This is a genomic window from Betaproteobacteria bacterium (genome assembly GCA_016720065.1).
Taxonomy (GTDB): Bacteria; Pseudomonadota; Gammaproteobacteria; order Burkholderiales; family Rhodocyclaceae; genus SSSZ01.
This window is the reverse complement of record JADJXY010000002.1, coordinates 1911014-1929461: the sequence shown is the minus strand read 5'-3', so window position 1 is coordinate 1929461 and position 18448 is coordinate 1911014. Positions and strand designations below refer to the sequence as shown.

Here is an 18448-nt window from a genome sequence, read left to right as displayed (position 1 = left end):
ATGAATGTCCGTTTAATTCCCGCCCTGGCCCTGGCACTGTTCTGCACCGTGGCCAGCGCCGAGATGCCGCATCTGGAACTGAGCGTCGGCATGTACCGTATCGACGCCGAGGTCGCGGCCGACGATACCAACCGCCAGGTGGGGCTCATGAACCGGCGTGCCATGGCGGCCCATCAGGGCATGCTGTTCGTCTTTCCGGCCCAGCGTACCCACTGCATGTGGATGAAGAACACCTTCCTTCCCCTTTCCGTCGCCTTCCTCGACGAGCAGGGTCGCATCATCAACATCGCCGACATGACGCCCCACAGTGAAACGAGCCATTGCGCCGCCCGGCCGGCCCGTTACGCCCTGGAGATGAACCAGGGCTGGTTCGCGGCCAAAGGCGTCCAGGCCGGCAGCCGCATCGGCGGGATCGAGAAGGCTCCGGCGCCCCGGTGATTTCCTGGCGACGTTTTCCCCCCTCCCGGACCGGGGCGGGGCCGTTCCGTTCCTGGCTGGTGGAGGCGGGCTCGCTCACCGCCCGTTGCCAGGCCGCCTGCGGCCGGTTCCGGGTGCGTCTTGTCGCCTGCGGCCGCGGCGCGGCCTTGCGCGACGAAGTCCTTGCAGCGGAGGGGCGTTCGGGGCGCTCCTGGGTGCGGGAGGTGGTGCTGGAGTGTGACGGCGTTCCCGTCATCTTCGCCCATACGGTGTTGCCCGAGCGCCCGCGCGGGCGCCTGACCCGCTGGCTCGTCCGTCTGGGCAGCCGCTCCCTGGGTTCCCTGCTCTTCGCCTACCCGGGGTTCACGCGCGGGCGGCTGGAATTCTTGCGCATAGACCGCCGCCATCCGCTGCATGGGCGGGCGGCGCCTTACGCGCCCGGGGAAGGCCCGTTCTGGGCGCGGCGTTCCCTGCATCGTCTGGGCGGACAGCAGGTTCTGGTGACCGAGGTGTTTCTGCCGGCGGTCGCGGCGCTGGAGGGCGCCGGCTGCCCTGCGGCTTGATTTTCTGCGCCGCCGCGGCCATGCTGGCGTCCTTGCCAAGCCTGCGTCCGTGGGGCGCACATCCCAGGAGGCCACCATGAAATCCACTCTCGTCCTTGTTTCTGCCTTGCTTCTCGTCGGCGGTGCCGCAGCCCAGGAAGCGGTGCGCCTCAGCCGGGAACAACTCGGCGAGCTTCTACCCGGGGCCAAGGTCGCCCACGTGTCCAAGTCGTCCGGAAGTCATCGTTATTGGAGCAACGATGCCGACGGCAAGCTCTACGCCACCAGCGACAACCGGCTCTACGGGTCCATCGCCGGCAACAAGTCCGCGTCGTCCCCCGGCACCTGGAGCGTGAGCGAGGAGGGCAAGTACTGCGTCAGCATCGAGTGGAAGCGCGCTTCGGAAAGCTGGTGCGCGGCCATCCTCAAGGGGGACGACGGCGCCTACTACCTCAATAAGGTGGAGCCGGCCAGCAAGATCGAATTCACGCGCTAAGCGGCACGGCGGAAGCGGTGATCACCCTCTATCAATTCCCGACCGCCTTCGGCCTGCCCAATCTCAGTCCCTTCTGCATGAAGGTCGAGACCTATCTGCGCATGGCCGGGCTGGCCTACCGCTGCGACAATCGCGGCCTCCTGCAGAAGGCGCCCAAGGGCAAGCTTCCCTTCATCGACGACGACGGATCGCGGATCGCCGACTCGACTTTCATCATCGAGTACCTCCAGCGCAAGTACGGTGACCCGTTCGACGCCCCCCTCGCGCCGCGGCAGCGGGCCCTGGGGGTGGCGATCCGGCGTCTGCTGGAAGAGAACCTCTACTGGGCGCTCATCTACCTGCGCTGGATAGACGACGCAGGCTTCGCCGCGGCACGCCAGGCCTTCTTTGCCGCGCTCCCCGCCCCCCTGCGGCTGATCGTGCCGCCCCTGGCGCGGCGCAGCGTGCGACAGGAAATCCACGGCCACGGCCTGGGGCGCCATAGGCCCGAAGAGATCATGGCCATTGGCTGCACCGACCTCACGGCCCTGGCAGAGCTGCTGGGAGAGCAGGCCTACTTTCTGGGCGACGCTCCCACAACCCTGGACGCCAGCGCCTACGCTTTCCTGGCCAACATCCTGGTGTTTCCCGAGGATTCGCCCCTCGCCCGCCACGCCCGCAGCCTGCCGGCCCTGCCCGCCTATTGCCGGCGGATGCGCGAACGCTATTTTTCCGCTTCTCCACGGTGAGCACCGATTTCCCCGACCGCCCCCGGGACGCTTACGAGACCTGGCACGGGCGCTGGCTCACCGCTTCCCGTGTCTGGGTGGCCCTGGGCCTTATCGGGGCGCTCGCGTTGCTAGGGTCTCTCATGGGGTTCATCGGCATCCTGTTCGGCGTTCCTCTCGTGGCGGCGTTCATCGCCCGGGGCCTGGTCGCCGGGGGCAGTGCGGTCCACGGCTGGGGCCGGCGCAGGATCTGGGCCGAGGCCCAGGGGCGGCACCACGCCTTCGACGATATCTGGGTGCGCATCGAGGCCGAGGGCGGCGGGCGCTTCCGCATCCGCGCCGACGACGCCTGGCGCGTCCTCGGCATCAGCCTCGACGAATTGGGCCGGCGCAAGCTCGCCGCCCGGCTTCCCCCCGCCGCCCTGCGGCAGGATGTCCAGGGCTTCTGGTGGTTCGCCGAAGCGGCCCTGCTGGCCGACCTGCACCAGCGGGCCGAGGGGGGCGATCAGCGCGCCTGGCGCTTCTGCCTCTGGCTGGAACGCGAAGTCCTGCCTCCCCTGCGCCGCCAAAGCGGGGTTTGAAATGCGCTCTCCCGCTTCCGCCGCAGGCCGGGCAGGGGGCAGGGGGCAGGGGTCGGGCCGCCGGCCCGATACCGGCCCGCGGGCACTCGATCCCCTCGTGCAAGCCCAGGATTTATTTGGCCAATCCGCCAAGCCGGCGGGGGCGGATTCCGGGATAATGGCAGGGGTGTAGGGGAGCAGATCGATGGGGTCGATGGGGCGATTACTGGTATTGCTATGGCTGCTGGCAGCGCTGCTGCCAGGGCCGCTCCGCGCCCAGCCGCCGGCCGACTGGGAGAGTCTGCTGGCTGAAGGGGTTGCCCAGCGCAATCGCGGGCAATTGCAGCGCTCCCTGGAAATTCTCGCCGCCGCCGTAGAGCGGGCGCCCGACGGCGCCTCCCGCAGCAGGGCCGAAGGGGAACTGGGTATCGGTCTCCTCCAGGTCCGCGATCTGGCCGGGGCAGAAACGCTTCTGCAACGGGCCTACGCGGCGCACGACGGCAGCGGGCGGGCCCGCTACGCGCTCTATCTCGGCAATCTGGCCCAGTCGCGCCAGCAGAAGGTTCAGGCCGAGGAGCGCTACCGCGAGGCGCAGCGTCTGGCCCCGCAGGATGCAGACATCCAGCTCTCGGCGGGACTCAACCTGGCCCGTCTGGCCCCGGACGGCCAGCGCCTCGCCGCCCTCAAGGCCGTTTCCGGCCGGCTTGCCGGCCTGGGTGACGATCCCCGCTGGGCCCGCCAGCACCTCAATCTGGGCCACCAGGCGCGCCAGCTTGCCCTGCTCGGCCAGACGCCGGCCCTGGAGCTGGCCTTCGCCCACGCCGACAAGGCGCGCCGTCTGGCGGCCGCCGGCGGGGATGGCCGCGGCGAGGTCGAGGCCCACGATGTGCTGGCCCAGATGTACGAGGATCAGGGTCGCGGCGCCGACGCCCTCAACCTGGGCCGCCACGCCCTGGCGCTGGCCGGCCGGCTCGAAGCCGCCGCGGTGGCCGATCTGCTCATTGCCCTGGAATGGCGCCAAGCCCGCCTGCTGCGGGCGGCGGGGGACGACGAGGCGGCCCTGGCGGCCTACATGCGGGCGGTGACGCGCATCGAGGCCGTGCGCCAGGACATCCCCATCGAGTACGAGGACGGCCGTTCCTCCTTCCGCGCCACCCTGGAGCCCATCTACCTGGGATACGCCGACCTGCTGCTGCGTCGCCTTGACGCCCAGCCCGCCGGGGTGCAGGCGGCCCGGCTCCAGGCGGCGGTGGAGGCCATCGAACTCATCCGCCAGACCGAACTGCAGGATTTTCTCGGTGACCGCTGCTCGGTGGAAGCCGTGCAGGGGGGCATCAGCCGGGGCCTGCCGGCGGGGACCGCGGTGCTTTATCCCCTGGTTTTTGCCGACCGCCTCGAACTCCTCCTGAAAACCGGCGCCGGTATCGAGCGCCGCAGCGTCCCGGTGGGCGCCGCCGCCCTGCGCAAGGCGGCTCTCGAATTTGCCGATACCCTGCGCAACGGGCTGCCCGACCATCGTCCCCAGGCGCGCCAGCTCGACCAATGGCTCCTGGCGCCTTTTTCCCCCACGCTGCGCCAGCGCGGCGTCGATGCCCTGGTGGTGGTGCCGGACGGTGCGCTGCGCCTCATTCCCCTGGCCGCGCTGCACGACGGCGAGACCTACGCCATCGAGCGCTACGCGGTCTCCCTGGTGACCGGCCTCAGCCTGACCAACGCGGCCAGTGCCGAAAAATCCGACAGCCGGGCGTTGGTCATGGGCATGGCCGAACCGGGCCCGGTGGTGGGCAAACTCGATCGAGCCATGACCGATCAGGTGCTCAACCCCGGGTCGCGGGGTGCGACCTCCACCCGCGGTCTGGCGGCGACGCGCACCCTGCGCAGTGTGCGTGGTTTGCCCGACGAGGCGCCACCATCCGCCGATCGCCTGCGCCAACTGGACGACTGGCGCACGCGCCTGGCCCTGCCCGGCGTGCGGGACGAAATCCAGGCCCTGGCCGGCATTCTTCCCGGCGCCAACCTGCTCGACGCCGACTTCACCCTGGGCCGCCTGCGCCAGGAAGCGGAGACCGGCGATTACCGCATCGTCCATATTGCCTCCCACGGCATTTTCGGCGGCAGCGCGGACAGCAGCTTCATCATGGCCTACGACGATCTGCTCAAGGTCAATGACTTGCAGGCCCTCTTGCGCAGCCGGAAACTGCAGGAGACGCCCCTCGAATTGCTCACCCTCTCCGCCTGCGAAACCGCCGAGGGCAACGACCGCGCTCCCCTGGGCATTTCCGGTGCGGCAATCAAGGCCCGGGCCAAGAGCGTGCTGGGCACCCTGTGGCCGGTGGAAGACAACGCCGCCAAGACCCTCATGCAGCAGTTCTATCGCGGCATCTCCGGGGGCGGCCTGAGCAAGGCCCAGGCCCTGCGTCAGGCCCAGTTGGGGCTGCTCAAGAACGACGAATTCCGGGACCCCTTCTACTGGGCGCCCTTTGTCCTGATCGGCAACTGGCAGTGAGATCGACCATGACCCGCCTTCCCTGCACTCTCCCCGCCCTCTGCCTCGCCCTGCCGCTCTCCCTGCTGGGGGGCGGTGCCGGGGCTGCGACCAACATCGTGCGCGACGGCAGCATCGGCAGCGGTTCGACGACGGCCCTCGGCACCTCGGGCACGGTGACCCACAATGCGGTGACCTACAACGTGGTCCCGCTGCCGGAAAGCTACGGCCAACGCGCCGGTGCCAACGTCTTCCACAGTTTTTCCTCCTTCAGTGTGGGAAGCGGCGACGGAGCCGTGTTCACCATCACGGCGCCCGCCACCAATATCATCTCCCGGGTCACGGGCGGGTCGGCTTCCCTCATCAATGGTCTCCTCGGCGTCGACCCCGGCGGCACCGGCAGCACGCCCAACCTCTTTCTCATCAATCCGGCCGGGGTCACCTTCGGCGCCGGGGCGGTCGTCGATGTGCCCGGCGCCTTCCATGTCAGCACCGCCAACTATCTCAAGTTTCCCGATGGCCGCTTCTACGCCGATACCACCCACGCCAGCACCTTTTCCAGCGCGGCGCCGGAAGCCTTCGGCTTTCTGGGCACCACCCGGGCCTGGGTCGATGTGGTCGATGGCGCCACCCTGAGCACCGCCGCCCAGCCCCTCAGCGTCGTGGCCGGCGATGTCTATATGGAGGGCGGTACCGTCGCCAGCGGCGGTGGTGACGTGCGGGTCATCGCCCTCGGGGCTCCGGGGGCGCGGGAGGTCGGCATCAGCGGCGCCCTGCCCGACGCGCGGGGCAGTCTGATCATGTTGAGCAACAGCCTCATCGACGGCTCCGCCCCCGGTGCCCTGCACGGCGGGGATGTCCAGGTGGCTTCCGGGACGGGCTGGGTCGAACACTCGGTCATCCGCAGCAGCGCCGATGCGGGCACTACCGGCGACGCCGGTTCGGTCACCGTGCAGGTGCGCGGCAACCTGTACGTCTACGACGGTGCCTCGATTTCGTCCAGCACCCTATCCACCGGCAACGCCGGCAGCGTGATGGTCAGCGCTGGCAGCCTGACCATCGAGGGAGGGGGCGCGGGCTTCGCGGAAATCTCCAGTGACTCCCTCGGGGATGGCAACGCTGGGCCGCTCAGCGTCAATGTCAGCGGCGCCATGAACGTGCTGGCCGGCGGCCGTGTGTCGTCTGATACCTACCTTACCGGCCGTGCCGGCGATATTTCAGTCACCGCCGGTAGCCTGAATGTGGACGGCCAGGGCTTCTTCGCCAAGATTTCCAGCGATTCCTACGGCGATGGCGATGCGGGCGACATCGACCTCAACGTCGCCGGGCGCCTGAACGTCCTCGACCGGGGGCACGTGTCCTCGGATTCATACAGCGTCGGCGTTTTCGGACGATCCGGCGATATCACGATCACCGCCGGGTCGATGCTCATCAATGGCTACACGAGCAACAATGCCTACGTTTCCAGCGACGCCGTGGGCATCGGCGACGCGGGATCGGTGGATATCCGCGTCAGCGGGGCCATGGCGATCTTCAACGACGGTTTCGTCTCCTCCGATACCTATTCCACCGGCCAGGCGGGCGACGTCAGCATCCAGGCGGCTTCCCTGGTGCTCGACGTCGGGGGCAATATCCGCAGCAACGCCCTGGGCGACGGGACTGCGGGGGCGGTGGACGTGCGGGTGACGAACGACCTGTCCCTCTACACCCTGAGCAAGATCACCTCCAACGCCCAGGGCTTCGGCAACGCGGGCAACGTGACGGTGCGGGCCAGCAGCCTGGTGATGGGCGGCGAATCCCGCATTTCCAGCGACTCCAATGGCGTGGGAGATGCAGGTCTCGTGGATGTACGAGTCACAGGGGCGCTCTGGGCCTACGATAATTCCTCCATTTCCTCCAACACCGTCTCCCAGGGGCGTGCCGGTGACGTGGTGGTACGGGCGGGCTCCCTGGCCCTCGACGACAGCGACATCCTTTCCGAATCCCGCGGCGACGGCGACGCGGGTTCCCTCGATGTTTCGGTCACCGGGGGAGCGCGCCTGTCCTGGAATTCCGCGGTGTCGTCCAACAGCTACGCCTTTGGTTCCGGTGGCAATGTCTCGGTGCGTGCGGGCAGCCTGACCGTCGAGGACGGCAGTGTGATCTCCAGCGACGCCCGGGCCGACGGCAACGCCGGGTCGGTGGCGGTGCGGGTGGGCGGGGCCATGCATGTGCTACGGGGCGCCCAGGTGTCCTCGGACAGCTATTCCTTCGGCAACGCCGGCGACGTGACGGTAACGGCCGGTTCCCTCAATGTGGATGGCGAAGGCACCGCCACCTACGTTTCCAGCGATGCCCTGGGCGGCGGCGATGCCGGCTCGGTGACGGTGAATGTGGACGGCGCCATGCGGGTGGCCAGCCGGGGTTCGGTGTCCTCGGATACCTATTCCATCGGCCGGGCGGGCAATGTGACGGTGAATGCCGGCTCCCTCACCGTCGATGGTCAGGGACTGCTGACCTTCATTTCCAGCGACGCTCTGGGGGACGGCGATGCCGGCTCGGTGAATGTGCGGGTCGGCGGTGCCATGCGGGTGCTGAACGGCGGCTCGGTTTCCTCCGATACCTATTCCCTGGGGCGGGCCGGCGACGTGACGGTCAATGCCGGCAGCCTGGAGGTCTCCGGGGCTTTTTCCCGGATTTCCAGCAAGGCCTTCGCCTTCAGCGCGGGGCAGACGGGGACGGTCGATGTCACCGCCGCCTCACGCATCCTGCTGGCCGACGGCGGTTCCCTGTCCATCGAAAACGAGGCCGTCGTCCTCGATCCCCTGCTGCTCACCCCGACGCAACTCACGGTCACGGCGCCGGTCATCGTCCTGCAGGACGCCGCCATCACCGCGGCTTCCAGCGGCAACGTGGCGGCCAGCGACATCGTCGTCAATGTAGGCAAGCTGCTCTTCCTCGACCCCAGCGCCATTTCCACCAGTTCGGTGGACGGCAACGGCGGCAGCATCTCCATCCTGGGGCCCAATGCCTTCGTGGTGCTGGAAAACTCCCAGATCACCACCTCGGTGGCGGGCCTGACCGGCAACGGGGGCGACATCACCATCGACGCCCTGGGGCTCGTCCTCAACACCGGCTTCATCCAGGCCAACACCGCGGCGCTGGCGGCCAGCGGCGGCGACGTCAATATCAATGTGCAATGGCTGGTGCCCAGCGGCAACAGCCTCTTCGTCGGCGGCAGCACGCCGTACACCTTCGTCCCTGGCGTCTTCGGTTTCAACGTCATCCAGGCCGCAGCGCCCGACGGTGTGAGCGGCGTCATCGCCGTAACGGCGCCGGTTCTCGATCTGTCCGGCAGCCTCACGGGGCTTGCCGGTCAGGCCATCGGAACCGGCGATCTGGGCCGCAGCCCGTGCCGCCTGGGGGCGGGCAGCTCCCTGGTGCAGACCGGCCGGGGGGGCTTCGCGCCCTCGGCACGGGATTTCCTCGGTGCCGATGGCTTGTCGTCGCCGGCACCCTCTCCGGGTGCCGCCGCCGCCGTGCCGCCCCTGGCTTCCCTCGGCGCAAGGTGTACCGGTTGATGCGTGCTTTCGTTCTCGCCCTCGCGGCCCTGGGGGGTGTTTCGTTCATCGGGTCCGCCCTCGCCGTGGATACCGCCGACCATTTCAACGTGCAGGAACCGCGGGCGCCCCTCTACCGCGAGACAGTGCCTTCCGACAGTTTCAAGCTGCCGCCGGTGGCACCGCCGCCCCAGGCTGCGCCCGAAGGCGCCGGCGCGAAGCAAGGCCTGCGGCAGGTGATCTTCGAAGGCAATACTGCGATTCCCACCGCCGAACTCGCCGCGCTGGCTGCCCCCTATCTGGAGCGCGAACTCGGCGAGGGCGACCTGGAGGCGCTGCGCCAGGCCCTGACCCGGCACTACATCGAACGAGGCTACGTCAATTCCGGTGCCCTCCTGGGCGGGGTGAAGGATGCGGTGCTCACGGTGCGGATCGTCGAGGGGCGCCTGAGCGAGATGCGCATCGCCGGGCTGGGCCGTCTGGATGAGGAATACGTCGTCCGCCGCCTGGTGCGCGACGAGGGTGCGGTGCTCAACGCGGACCAGTTGCGCGAGCGCTTCCTGCTGCTCCTGGAAGATCCGCTCTTCGAGCGTATCAACGCCCGTCTGCTGCCCGGCCGCCAGCCGGGGGAAGCGATTCTGGACCTCAATGTGCAACGGGCGCGGCCCTATCAGTTGAGCCTTTTCGCCAACAACTACCGTCCCCCTTCCATCGGCTCCGAGTCCGTGGGCATCAGCGGCTGGCTGCGCGACGCCACCGGGCGCGGCGATCTCATCGAGGCCACCTGGCAGGAGTCCACCGAATCGGTCCCCAGCCGGCGCTACAGCCTGGGCTGGCGTTTCCCCCTGACCTACGCTGGCACCCAGCTTTCCGTCCAGATCGACCACGGCCGCTCCTCGGTCGTCGAGGAGCCCCTCGGCATCCTGGACATCAAGAGCACCCTGGATAGCCGCGACGTGGGCCTGAGCCAGTTGCTTTATGAATCCCTGGCCCACAAATTCGCCCTCGGCGCCCATTACGTCCTGCGGGAAAACCGCACCACCCTGCTGGGACGCCCCTTCGCCTTCGCCGCCGGCGAGCCCGATGGCGTCATCAAGGTCCGTGCCTGGCGCCTGTGGCAGGAGTACAGCTTCAGGACCGAGACCCAGGCCATCGCCCTGCGCGCCACACTGACCACGGCCCACAACAATCTCGAAGATCCCGTCGGCCTGCCCGGCATCACCACCCTGATTCCGGATCGCGACTACCGCATCTGGCTGGGCCAGTTCCAGTACGCCCGACGCGTCATGGACAACGGCGCCCAGATCGTCCTGCGCGGCTCCAGCCAGGGGACCAGCGCCAATCTGCCGGCCATCGACCGCATGGCCATCGGCGGCGTCTATACCGTGCGTGGCTTCCGCGAGAACCAGCTCATCCGCGACAGGGGCGCGGTGGCCAGCCTCGAATTCGATTTCCCCGTCCTGCGGGGCGACGGGGCGAGCCTCAATCTCATCCCCTTCTATGATTGGGGCCGCGGCCGCAATCAAGGAGAGAATGCGGCCATCCTGTCTTCGGCGGGCCTGGCGGCAAGGGCGCGCTGGCAGGGCTTTTCGCTCGATCTCGCCCTGGCCAGGCGCCTGCAGCGGCCGGATTCAGTCCCGGGCGGTGGCAGCACTCTTCAGGACGACGGTGTTCATGTGCAGCTCAGCTACAATTTCTTCTAAATTTCGGGAGCGCGGCATGACCAAGGTTTCGCTTTACGCAGGGCAAATCGCGCGGGGGGTCTTCCTCGCCCTGCTGCTGTGCGTCGGTCTTGCGCAGGTCCCCGTTGCCCAGGCCGCCGACGGACCCGGCGCCGCTGAACCCAAGGGATTGCGTTTTGCCCTCGTCTGGCGCCTCAAGGGCGACGTGCACGCCAGCAACGGGGGGCGCAGCCGCGCTTTGCGCGAGGGTGATCTGGTCTATGTGGGCGAGCGGGTGCGGGCCGAAAGCAATTCCGAAGCGGTCTTGAAGACCGACGACGGCGGGATGATCGCCGTGCGCCCCGGCGCGGAATTTGCGGCGGAAGGATTTTCCGCCCGGGGAGAAAAAAGCGACAACTTCGTCATGCGCGTCTTTACCGGCTCCCTGCGCATCATCACCGGCTGGATCGGCCGCGCCAACCGCGAGAACTACCGCGTCAACACCCCCACCGCGACCATAGGCGTGCGGGGAACCGACCACGAGCCCTACGTGCTGGACAAGGACATCGAGTCGCCGGACGGCACCTATCGTACCGGCACCTACGACAAGGTGAATCGCGGGGGAACGACCCTGGAATCCGCCGGCAAGAGCGTCGATATCGACCCCGGCAAGGTCGGCTTCGTCCGGGCCCCTGGCAAGCAGCGCACCCGGGCCCTGATGACCCTGCTCCTGCCCGTGGTGCTGGAGCGGGTACCCGGCTTCTATGTCCCCGGCTCCTTCGATGCCGAACTCGACGCCTTTGCCGCCACCGCCGACGACACCGGTTCGCGTCAACTGGCCCGTCGGCAGCAGGACAGCGACCGGGGACCGGTGGCGCGGGCGCCGGAGGCTGCGCTCTGCGAACCCCAGGCCGTGGCCCGCAAGTGGCTCGCCGCCCTGGATGGCGCCATCCAGCGCCGCGACGGCGCGGCGGTCATCGTCCTCTTTGCCCCGGACGCCGCCATCCGGGCCACCGTCCTCGATCCCCAGGGCGGTACGGCCACCCTGGACCTCAACCGGCAGGAATTCTCCGACAGTGCACTGGCCGCCCTGGCGAGCCTCAGCGACTACCGCCAGCGCCGCCTGAGCGTCAAGGGTGAGTCCGTGGGCAGCGCAAGCTGTGGCGAGGTCAAGGTCAGTTCCACCGTGAGCGAACAGGGCAAACAGGGCGGCAAGCCCTACCGTTTCGATTCCCGCGAGACTTACCTGCTGCAGGTTCGCGACGGCGTCTGGGTGGCCGTGCGGGCGGAGACCAGCCAGCGCTGAAAGGCGCTTCCCGGGCTGCGGGAGCCCAGCCCCCGGCATTCCGGGGGCAAGACCCGGACCTTGCCTTCGTGCGCGCCTTCGATCAGCAGCAGGCCGTCGGAGGCGACGCACAGAGTTTCTCCCGGGCCAAGGAAGACATCCTCCCACTGCCCCGCCTGGGTAATCCAGACCCGGCCCTCCACGCAGCGGATCACCCGGCCCCTTGCCTTGGAGAGGCGGAGCGGGCCGTTGCGGTACACGGTCAGTTCGCTGCGGGACAGGTCGATTTCCATCCTAGAAACCATTTTGGACGAGCCCGTTGGTGCGTTCGGGCGGGTGTCTGGCGCGAAGTGACGACGCGGCAGGCAGATAGTCCAGTGTAGGATTGGGCCGGAGTACGGTACAGTTGCAAATAAAGTGAATTGTAATGAGCACAGAAAGTGATTCGCTCGTCTGTACCGCTCCTTTTCCCTCTGAACTGTATTGCCCCCGCAAGGCCGCTGCATGAATCCTGAATTGCGCTACGAGCGCCTGGCCGGCGATCTCGCCGGCATGATCGAGAACGGCGTCCTCGGGCCGGGAGAGCGCCTGCCCTCCGTCAGGCGGCTGGCGCAGGAGCGCAGGCTGTCCGTTTCCACCGTGGTGCAGGCCCTGCGTCGGCTCGAAGAGTGGGGCCTGGTGGAAGCCCGGCCCCAGTCAGGCCATTACGTCCGGCGCGGTCCGCGGGCCTTGGAGGCGCCCCGCGCCCATGCGACGCCCCAGGCGGCCAGCAGCGTCACCATCTCCCAGCGTCTGGTCTCCGTCCTGCAAGCCGGGGCGCGGCCAGACGTGGTGCCCCTGGCGGCGGCACTCCCCGCCAACGAATTGCTTCCTCTTGCCGCCCTCAACCGGCTCTACGCCGGCGTGGCGCGGCGCCATCCGCAATTGCTGCAGGGCGGCAGCCACATGAACATGGACGACCCGGCCCTGGTGCGCCAACTGGTGCGGCGCTCCCTGGCCTGGGGAGGGCCGCTGGACGCGGAGGAAATCGTCATCGCCCACTCCTGTACCGAGGCCATCGGTCTCTGCCTGCGTGCCGTGACCCGGCCGGGGGATACCGTGGCGGTGGAGTCTCCGGCCTATTACCTCATGCTGCAACTGCTGGAGACCCTGGGGCTGAAGGCCCTCGAAATTCCCACCGACCCCCGCAACGGCGTGTCGGTGGAAGCCCTGGAACTGGCCAGCCGCCAGGGCGGCATCGCCGCCTGCCTGATCGTCGCCAACGGCAGCAATCCCCTGGGCCAGGTGATGCCGGACGAACACAAGCGGCGTCTGGCCGCCCTGACCGCCAGCCGCAACATCCCGGTCATCGAGGACGACATCTACGGCGAACTCTACGCCGGCCCCACCCGTCCCTGGCCGATCAAGGCGTTCGACCAGACGGGCAACGTCCTGCTGTGCAGTTCTTTTTCCAAGAGCCTGACACCCTCGCTGCGCATCGGCTACGTCGCGGCCGGCCGCTACCGGCAGGCCATCGCCCTGCACAAGACCGTGTCGAGCGGCGCCACCAACCCCATCACCCAGCGTGTCCTGGCTGAGTACCTGGCCTCGTCCGCCTACGACCGCCACCTGCACCGCCTGCGCCGCGCCTACCGCGACCAGGTGGCCGCCATGCAGGCGGCGGTGGCACGGCACTTCCCCGCCGGCACGCGCGTGTCCCAACCCCAGGCTGGCTTCGTCCTGTGGGTCGAACTGCCCGAAGGGGCCGACACCCTGCGCGCCCACCCCGCCGCCCTGGCCGAAGGCGTCGCCTACGTGCCGGGCGAACTCTTCTCCGCCAGCGGCATGTACCGCAACTGCCTGCGCCTCAACTGCGGCCACCCCATGCGCCCGGAAATCGAGGAGGGGGTGCGGCGGCTGGGGCGGCTGTTGGGGTGAGGGGGGGCAAACCTGCCTCTTGGCCTTCAGGCGGAATGAGCCATCGGCCACTGGTTGGTCGGCGGAGACGAAAGAGGGCATTCGCTGCGCTCAAGGTCGCTGCGACGTAGAAGTTGGTGGTCCCGGGGCGTGTCGGGCCGTTCTGCCGTATTTCCCGGTCGCACCAAATGGCGAAGGCAAGCGCGAGAACACCGTTTAATGCTGTCGGTATTTCTTACAGATACCGCTACTCAAAGCCCGTGGGAAACGCGGGACTTGAAACATGCCTATGAATATTGGATTGTTTGTGTCAAATGGCATGTATGTTGCTGGGGCTTCTTCGCGGTTCCTATCCGCCCAAAAAAACTCCCCTGGCGGATTCCCTCGCCACTCCTTCTCAAACCTATCGATCTCCTATGAAATCCTCAATTCGAAAGTCCATCCGTGCCGCCCTCTCCGGCGTCGTGGTCCTGCTGCTGAGTGTGGCCACCAGTGGCGCAAACGCGGTCGTCGTCAATATTGATCCGAGTCAGAGCTCGGTAACGTATACGCCATCCGGCTTTACGATTTGCGACCCATTTGGCAACTGCAGCGTGTCTGCGCAGCCTCAAACGTTCGCGCTCTCTGGTAGCTTCAATGTACGGCAGGACAGGGTTTTCGTCGTCACCTCCTTCTTCCCGCTTGATGGCTACGAGCGTGACCAGATTCAGTTTGACAGCCTTGCAGTGGATAGTGGCGGCGCGGCAGCGCTTGGTTTTGAGTTTCCCACCTATCTCTCCGTTTTGCTCGGCGCCACCTTCCAGGGCAGCGAAGACTACTGTACCTGGTTTCCATCGACCGGCGCGTGCACCTCGATGGGATGGTTCGGCGAGTACTCAGGGACTTTCGACGGCAGCACGCTGTCGATGACGGGGCTGGACTACGCTGGAGATTTTCTCCCCAGCACATTCAGCTTCACCCTTGTTGCACGGGTGGCCGATTCTGCGACCGTTGCGGAGCCCGGCATCCTTGCGTGTCTTGCCGTAGCCGGTCTCGGGATGGGTGCTATCGGGCGACGCCGAACGCATTTCCGCGGATAAGCAACTGGATGGGACCAACGAAGAAGGGCACCCTGATGACAGGGTGCCCTTTTTGTCAGTCGCGAGCCCGGAACCGCTCAAGCCTGCGATCCAGGTAAGAACCCGGCGATCAGCCGCCGAAGTTTTGCTCGGCGAAGCTCCAGTTCACCAGATTGTTGAGGAAGGTCTCGACGAACTTGGGCCGCAGGTTGCGGTAGTCGATGTAGTAGGCGTGCTCCCAGACGTCGACACAGAGCAGAGCCTTGTCGCCGGTGGTCAGGGGGGTGCCGGCGGCGCCCATATTGACGATATCGACGCTGCCGTCGGCCTTCTTCACCAGCCAGGTCCAGCCGGAGCCGAAGTTGCCCACGGCGGAGGCCTGGAAGGCCTTCTTGAACTCATCCAGGGAGCCCCACTTCTTGTCGATGGCGGCCGCCAGGGCGCCGCTGGGGGCACCGCCGCCGGCGGGCTTCATGCAGTTCCAGAAGAAGCTGTGGTTCCACACCTGGGCGGCGTTGTTGTAGATACCGCCGGCGGGGGCCTTCTTGACGATGGCTTCGAGGTCGAGATTTTCGTACTCGCCGCCCTTGATGAGGTTGTTCAGATTGGTGACATAGGCCTGGTGGTGCTTGGCGTAGTGATAGTCAAAGGTTTCGGCCGACATGTGGGGGGCGAGGGCGTCCTTGGCGTAGGGCAGGGGCGGCAGTTGGTGTTCCATGGTTTTCTCCGGATCTGGATTGGGGTTGAGGGAAAGCGGTGGTAATGCCAGGAGTCTAGCGGGTGGCCGGGCCGGGGGGCAATTCCTCGACGACGACCCGGGCCTCTCCCTGGGCGAAAGCGAGGCGCAGGTGCTCGCCAAGCTGGAGCGATGCCGCATCCCGGATGGCACGCCCCTGGCGGTCCAGGGCCAGGGCGTAACCCCGGGAGAGCACCGCATGGGGGTTGAGTGGGCTCAGACCCGCAGAAGCGGCTTTAAGTTTCCCGCTGGCGAGGGCGAGGCGGTGACGGCCTGCCCCGGCCAGGCGCAGGGCCATGCCCCGCAGGCGTTCGGCTTCCACCGCAGTGGCCGGCCGGCTGGCCGTCAGGCGGGCCTTGAGGGCGGCCAATGTCATCCGTTCCGCGCTCACCCGGCGCAGGGTGCTGCGTTGGAGCCGATCGGCCGCTGTGGCGAGGGCTTCGCGCTGGAGCGCGATGCGGCGGGCAGGGTGGAGCAAGCGGGCGGTGAGGCGATCCAGGGATTGATTGGCCTGGGCCAGATGGCGCTCGGCCCGTCGCTGGAGCAGATCGGCGAGGCTCTCGACGCGGGCGAGGAGGGCGGCACGGTCCGGGGCCGCCAGTTCGGCGGCAGCGGTGGGGGTGGGGGCGCGCAGGTCGGCGGCGAAGTCGGCGATGGTGAAGTCGGTTTCGTGGCCGATGCCCGCCACCACGGGTACCGGGCAGTTGCGGATGGCCCGGGCGACAGCTTCTTCGTTGAAGGCCCACAGGTCTTCGATACTGCCGCCGCCGCGGCAGAGCAGGACGAGGTCGTGGTCGCCGGCCCCGGCTTGGAGAAGGGCGGCGGCGATGGACTGGGCTGCGCCTTCGCCCTGGACCGGCGTGGGGTAGAGGGTCAAGGCCAGGTGGGGCGCCCGGCGGGCGAGGGTGCTCAGCACGTCGCGCAGGGCTGCGGCCTGGGGGCTGGTGACGATGGCCAGGCGGCGGGGGAAGCCTGGCAGGGGACGCTTGGCGGCGGGGTCGAAGAGGCCTTCCGTCTCCAGGGATGCCTTGAGGCGCAGGAAGCGTTCGTAGAGTTCGCCCTGGCCGGCGCTGCGCACGGCTTCGACGCTGAGCTGGAATTCGCCGCGCGGTTCGTAAAAAGACACCAGGGCGCGAACCTCAAGCCGTTCTCCGATTTCCAGGCGCCGCCCCAGGGTCTGGGCCCGATTGCGCCACAGGACGCAGCGCACCTGGGCCGTGGCGTCCTTGAGGGTGAAGTAGACGTGGCCCGAGGCGGCGTAGGTCAGGTTGGAGACCTCGCCGGCCACCCAGCACAGGGGAAATCCGGCTTCGAGGCACTCGCGCACCTGCCGGTTGAGCAGGGAAACGGTCAGGACCGGCGGGGAGGGCGTTCCGAGCATGGCGGGCGGGAGGCAAACCGGGATTCTAGCGCGTCTCGGGGCCGGGCAGGGGCTCGGTCAAGGCGGCAGTCGGAGTGGGGGCGAAAACCGTATGCCTGATTTTCGGGCACGGCAGGGAAAGTTCAACGGGGCTGGCGACTTAGGATACCTGGTGGCTGTCGCTCCACAACCTTATCCACAGAAAATGGGGGTAAGTCCCGCCTTCGGGTGAGGGCGACCTGGAGCGCGAATGAAATCAAGGCTTTCCAAACATCAGCCCTGGAGTAGTATTCCAAGCGAGGAAAATAAAAAGGCTGTCCAGGGTATGTCGTCAATCGGAAAACTATGGCATCGGGCCATGCGCAGGCTGTTTGCGGCTTTGCCGCGGGAGCGGCGTTTCGCCATCTATCGTTCCTTCGTCGATTGCGATCCCGCCCCCAGCGAGCGCCTGCAGTTGAAGATCGCCGAGACGCGGGAGGAACTCGAGGCCTGCTTCCGTCTCCTGCACGACGCCTACGTGGACGCCGGCTTCATGCAGCCCGACCCTTCCGGGATGCGGGTCACCCTCTACCACGCCCTGCCGACGACGACGACCCTGTGTGCCAAGTGGGACGGCGAGGTGGTGGGGACCATCTCTCTCATCCGGGAGAGCGCCCTGGGCTTTCCGCTCCAGGCCATCTTCGACCTTTCCAATGTGCGCGCCCGGGAGGGGCAGGTGGCCGAAGTCTCGGCCCTGGCGGTGCATCCCCGCTTCCGTAAGACCGGGGGGTCCATCCTCTTCCCCCTCATGAAGTTCATGTACGAGTACTGCACGACCTTCTTCGACGTGCGGCACCTGGTCATCGCGGTCAACCCGAATCGCATCGAGATGTACGAGTCGCTGCTTTTTTTCCAGCGGCTTACGGCCAATGTGGTCGAGGAATACGATTTCGCCAACGGAGCGCCCGCAGTCGGGGCGAGCCTCGACCTGCTCTACGCCCCGGCCACCTTCAAGGCGGTCTATGGCAAGAAGCCGGCGCGCAAGAACCTGCATGCCTACTTTGCCGAGGTTCGGCTGGCCAATATCCATCTGCCCAAGCGTCGCTACTTCACCACCAACGATCCCGTGATGACCCCGGATCTGCTCGATTACTTCTTCAACCAGCGTACCCAGGGCTTCGCCAACCTCGATGAACGCAAGCGGCTGTTGCTGCACTCCATCTACGATCTGGGCGAATACCGCAGCGTCCTGCCGCCGATTCCCGAGCGGGAGGGCGAGGGATCCAAGCTGCGCCAGCACCAGCGTTATTCGGTGAAGTGTCCGGGGGAGCTCGCCGTGATCATTTCCGACGGGCGCATGCGTTACCAGATGCAGGTGGTCGAGGTTTCCGCCTTCGGCTTTCAGGCCCACTCCACCGACCCGCTGCCGCTCAATGTGTGGAGCGACGCCACGGTGCAGTTGGGGCGCCTCGAACAATCGACCGTCAAGGCCCTCGCGGTGCGCGACAGGGCCAACGGCTTCAACGGATTCTATGGCTTCAGGCTGGGCGAGCCCGACATCATCTGGCGCAAGTTCGTCAATGTCCTGCAACAGGGCAAGACCCACGAAGATCTGGAAAACGCCACCATGTTCCTGGTTTGAGCGCCTGCGGCGCCGGCGCGGGATGCACGGCGGCGCGCAGGGCTTGCCGGGAAGGACGCCGGCAGGCAAAATCAGCGGCTGTCAT

At 67.4% G+C, this 18448-nt stretch carries 15 protein-coding genes; 12 read left to right on the top strand and 3 right to left on the bottom strand.

What is annotated here, in order from left to right; translation table 11 throughout:
• The 9 genes from IPM73_12205 (at position 1) to IPM73_12165 (ending at position 11713) form a co-directional block, all read left to right on the top strand.
• Positions 1-438, top strand: coding sequence for a DUF192 domain-containing protein (locus IPM73_12205; GenBank protein MBK8918774.1), 438 nt, complete (start codon positions 1-3; stop codon positions 436-438).
• Positions 435-980, top strand: a complete 546-nt coding sequence (locus tag IPM73_12200; GenBank protein ID MBK8918773.1) for a chorismate lyase — start codon at positions 435-437, stop codon at positions 978-980. The genes IPM73_12205 and IPM73_12200 overlap by 4 nt, the downstream gene beginning before the upstream one ends.
• Before the next feature lie 76 nt (positions 981-1056).
• Positions 1057-1455, top strand: coding sequence for a DUF995 domain-containing protein (locus IPM73_12195; protein ID MBK8918772.1), 399 nt, complete (start codon positions 1057-1059; stop codon positions 1453-1455).
• Positions 1456-1472: 17 nt separating this feature from the next.
• Positions 1473-2183 carry a glutathione S-transferase family protein gene (locus tag IPM73_12190; protein MBK8918771.1) on the top strand — a complete coding sequence of 237 codons (711 nt, stop codon included), beginning with the start codon at positions 1473-1475 and terminating at the stop codon, positions 2181-2183.
• On the top strand, positions 2180-2743 hold the full coding sequence (locus IPM73_12185) for a hypothetical protein (protein MBK8918770.1): 564 nt from the start codon (positions 2180-2182) through the stop codon (positions 2741-2743). The genes IPM73_12190 and IPM73_12185 overlap by 4 nt, the downstream gene beginning before the upstream one ends.
• A gap of 193 nt (positions 2744-2936) precedes the next feature.
• The gene (locus IPM73_12180; protein ID MBK8918769.1) at positions 2937-5228 is read left to right on the top strand and encodes a CHAT domain-containing protein; all 2292 of its coding nucleotides are present in this window, start codon (positions 2937-2939) and stop codon (positions 5226-5228) included.
• 8 nt (positions 5229-5236) lie between these two features.
• Positions 5237-8767, top strand: coding sequence for a filamentous hemagglutinin N-terminal domain-containing protein (locus tag IPM73_12175; GenBank protein MBK8918768.1), 3531 nt, complete (start codon positions 5237-5239; stop codon positions 8765-8767).
• Positions 8767-10449: a ShlB/FhaC/HecB family hemolysin secretion/activation protein gene (locus IPM73_12170; protein MBK8918767.1), complete on the top strand. Its 1683-nt coding sequence runs from the start codon at positions 8767-8769 to the stop codon at positions 10447-10449. The genes IPM73_12175 and IPM73_12170 overlap by 1 nt, the downstream gene beginning before the upstream one ends.
• 16 nt (positions 10450-10465) lie before the next feature.
• Entirely contained in the window at positions 10466-11713 is a 1248-nt protein-coding gene (locus IPM73_12165) for a FecR domain-containing protein (protein MBK8918766.1), read from the top strand.
• Here IPM73_12165 and IPM73_12160 read toward each other — a convergent pair.
• Entirely contained in the window at positions 11650-11985 is a 336-nt protein-coding gene (locus IPM73_12160) for a DUF2917 domain-containing protein (GenBank protein ID MBK8918765.1), read from the bottom strand. The genes IPM73_12165 and IPM73_12160 overlap by 64 nt on opposite strands.
• A 211-nt stretch (positions 11986-12196) precedes the next feature.
• Between IPM73_12160 and IPM73_12155 the strand changes: the two genes are divergently transcribed.
• Together IPM73_12155 and IPM73_12150 are read left to right on the top strand one after the other, a co-directional pair.
• Entirely contained in the window at positions 12197-13609 is a 1413-nt protein-coding gene (locus IPM73_12155; protein ID MBK8918764.1) for a PLP-dependent aminotransferase family protein, read from the top strand.
• Between the two features lie 395 nt (positions 13610-14004).
• Positions 14005-14667 carry a PEP-CTERM sorting domain-containing protein gene (locus IPM73_12150; GenBank protein MBK8918763.1) on the top strand — a complete coding sequence of 221 codons (663 nt, stop codon included), beginning with the start codon at positions 14005-14007 and terminating at the stop codon, positions 14665-14667.
• A gap of 109 nt (positions 14668-14776) precedes the next feature.
• On the opposite strand, the gene IPM73_12145 is transcribed toward IPM73_12150, so the two are convergent.
• Positions 14777-15364 (bottom strand): superoxide dismutase [Fe], encoded by a 588-nt coding sequence (locus tag IPM73_12145; protein ID MBK8918762.1) that lies wholly within the window; start codon positions 15362-15364, stop codon positions 14777-14779.
• A 55-nt stretch (positions 15365-15419) separates the two neighbouring features.
• The gene (locus IPM73_12140; protein MBK8918761.1) at positions 15420-16763 is read right to left on the bottom strand and encodes an exodeoxyribonuclease VII large subunit; all 1344 of its coding nucleotides are present in this window, start codon (positions 16761-16763) and stop codon (positions 15420-15422) included.
• Between the two features lie 304 nt (positions 16764-17067).
• On the opposite strand from IPM73_12140, the gene IPM73_12135 reads away from it, so the two are divergent.
• Entirely contained in the window at positions 17068-18363 is a 1296-nt protein-coding gene (locus tag IPM73_12135) for a GNAT family N-acetyltransferase (protein MBK8918760.1), read from the top strand.
• Positions 18364-18448: the final 85 nt, after the last annotated feature.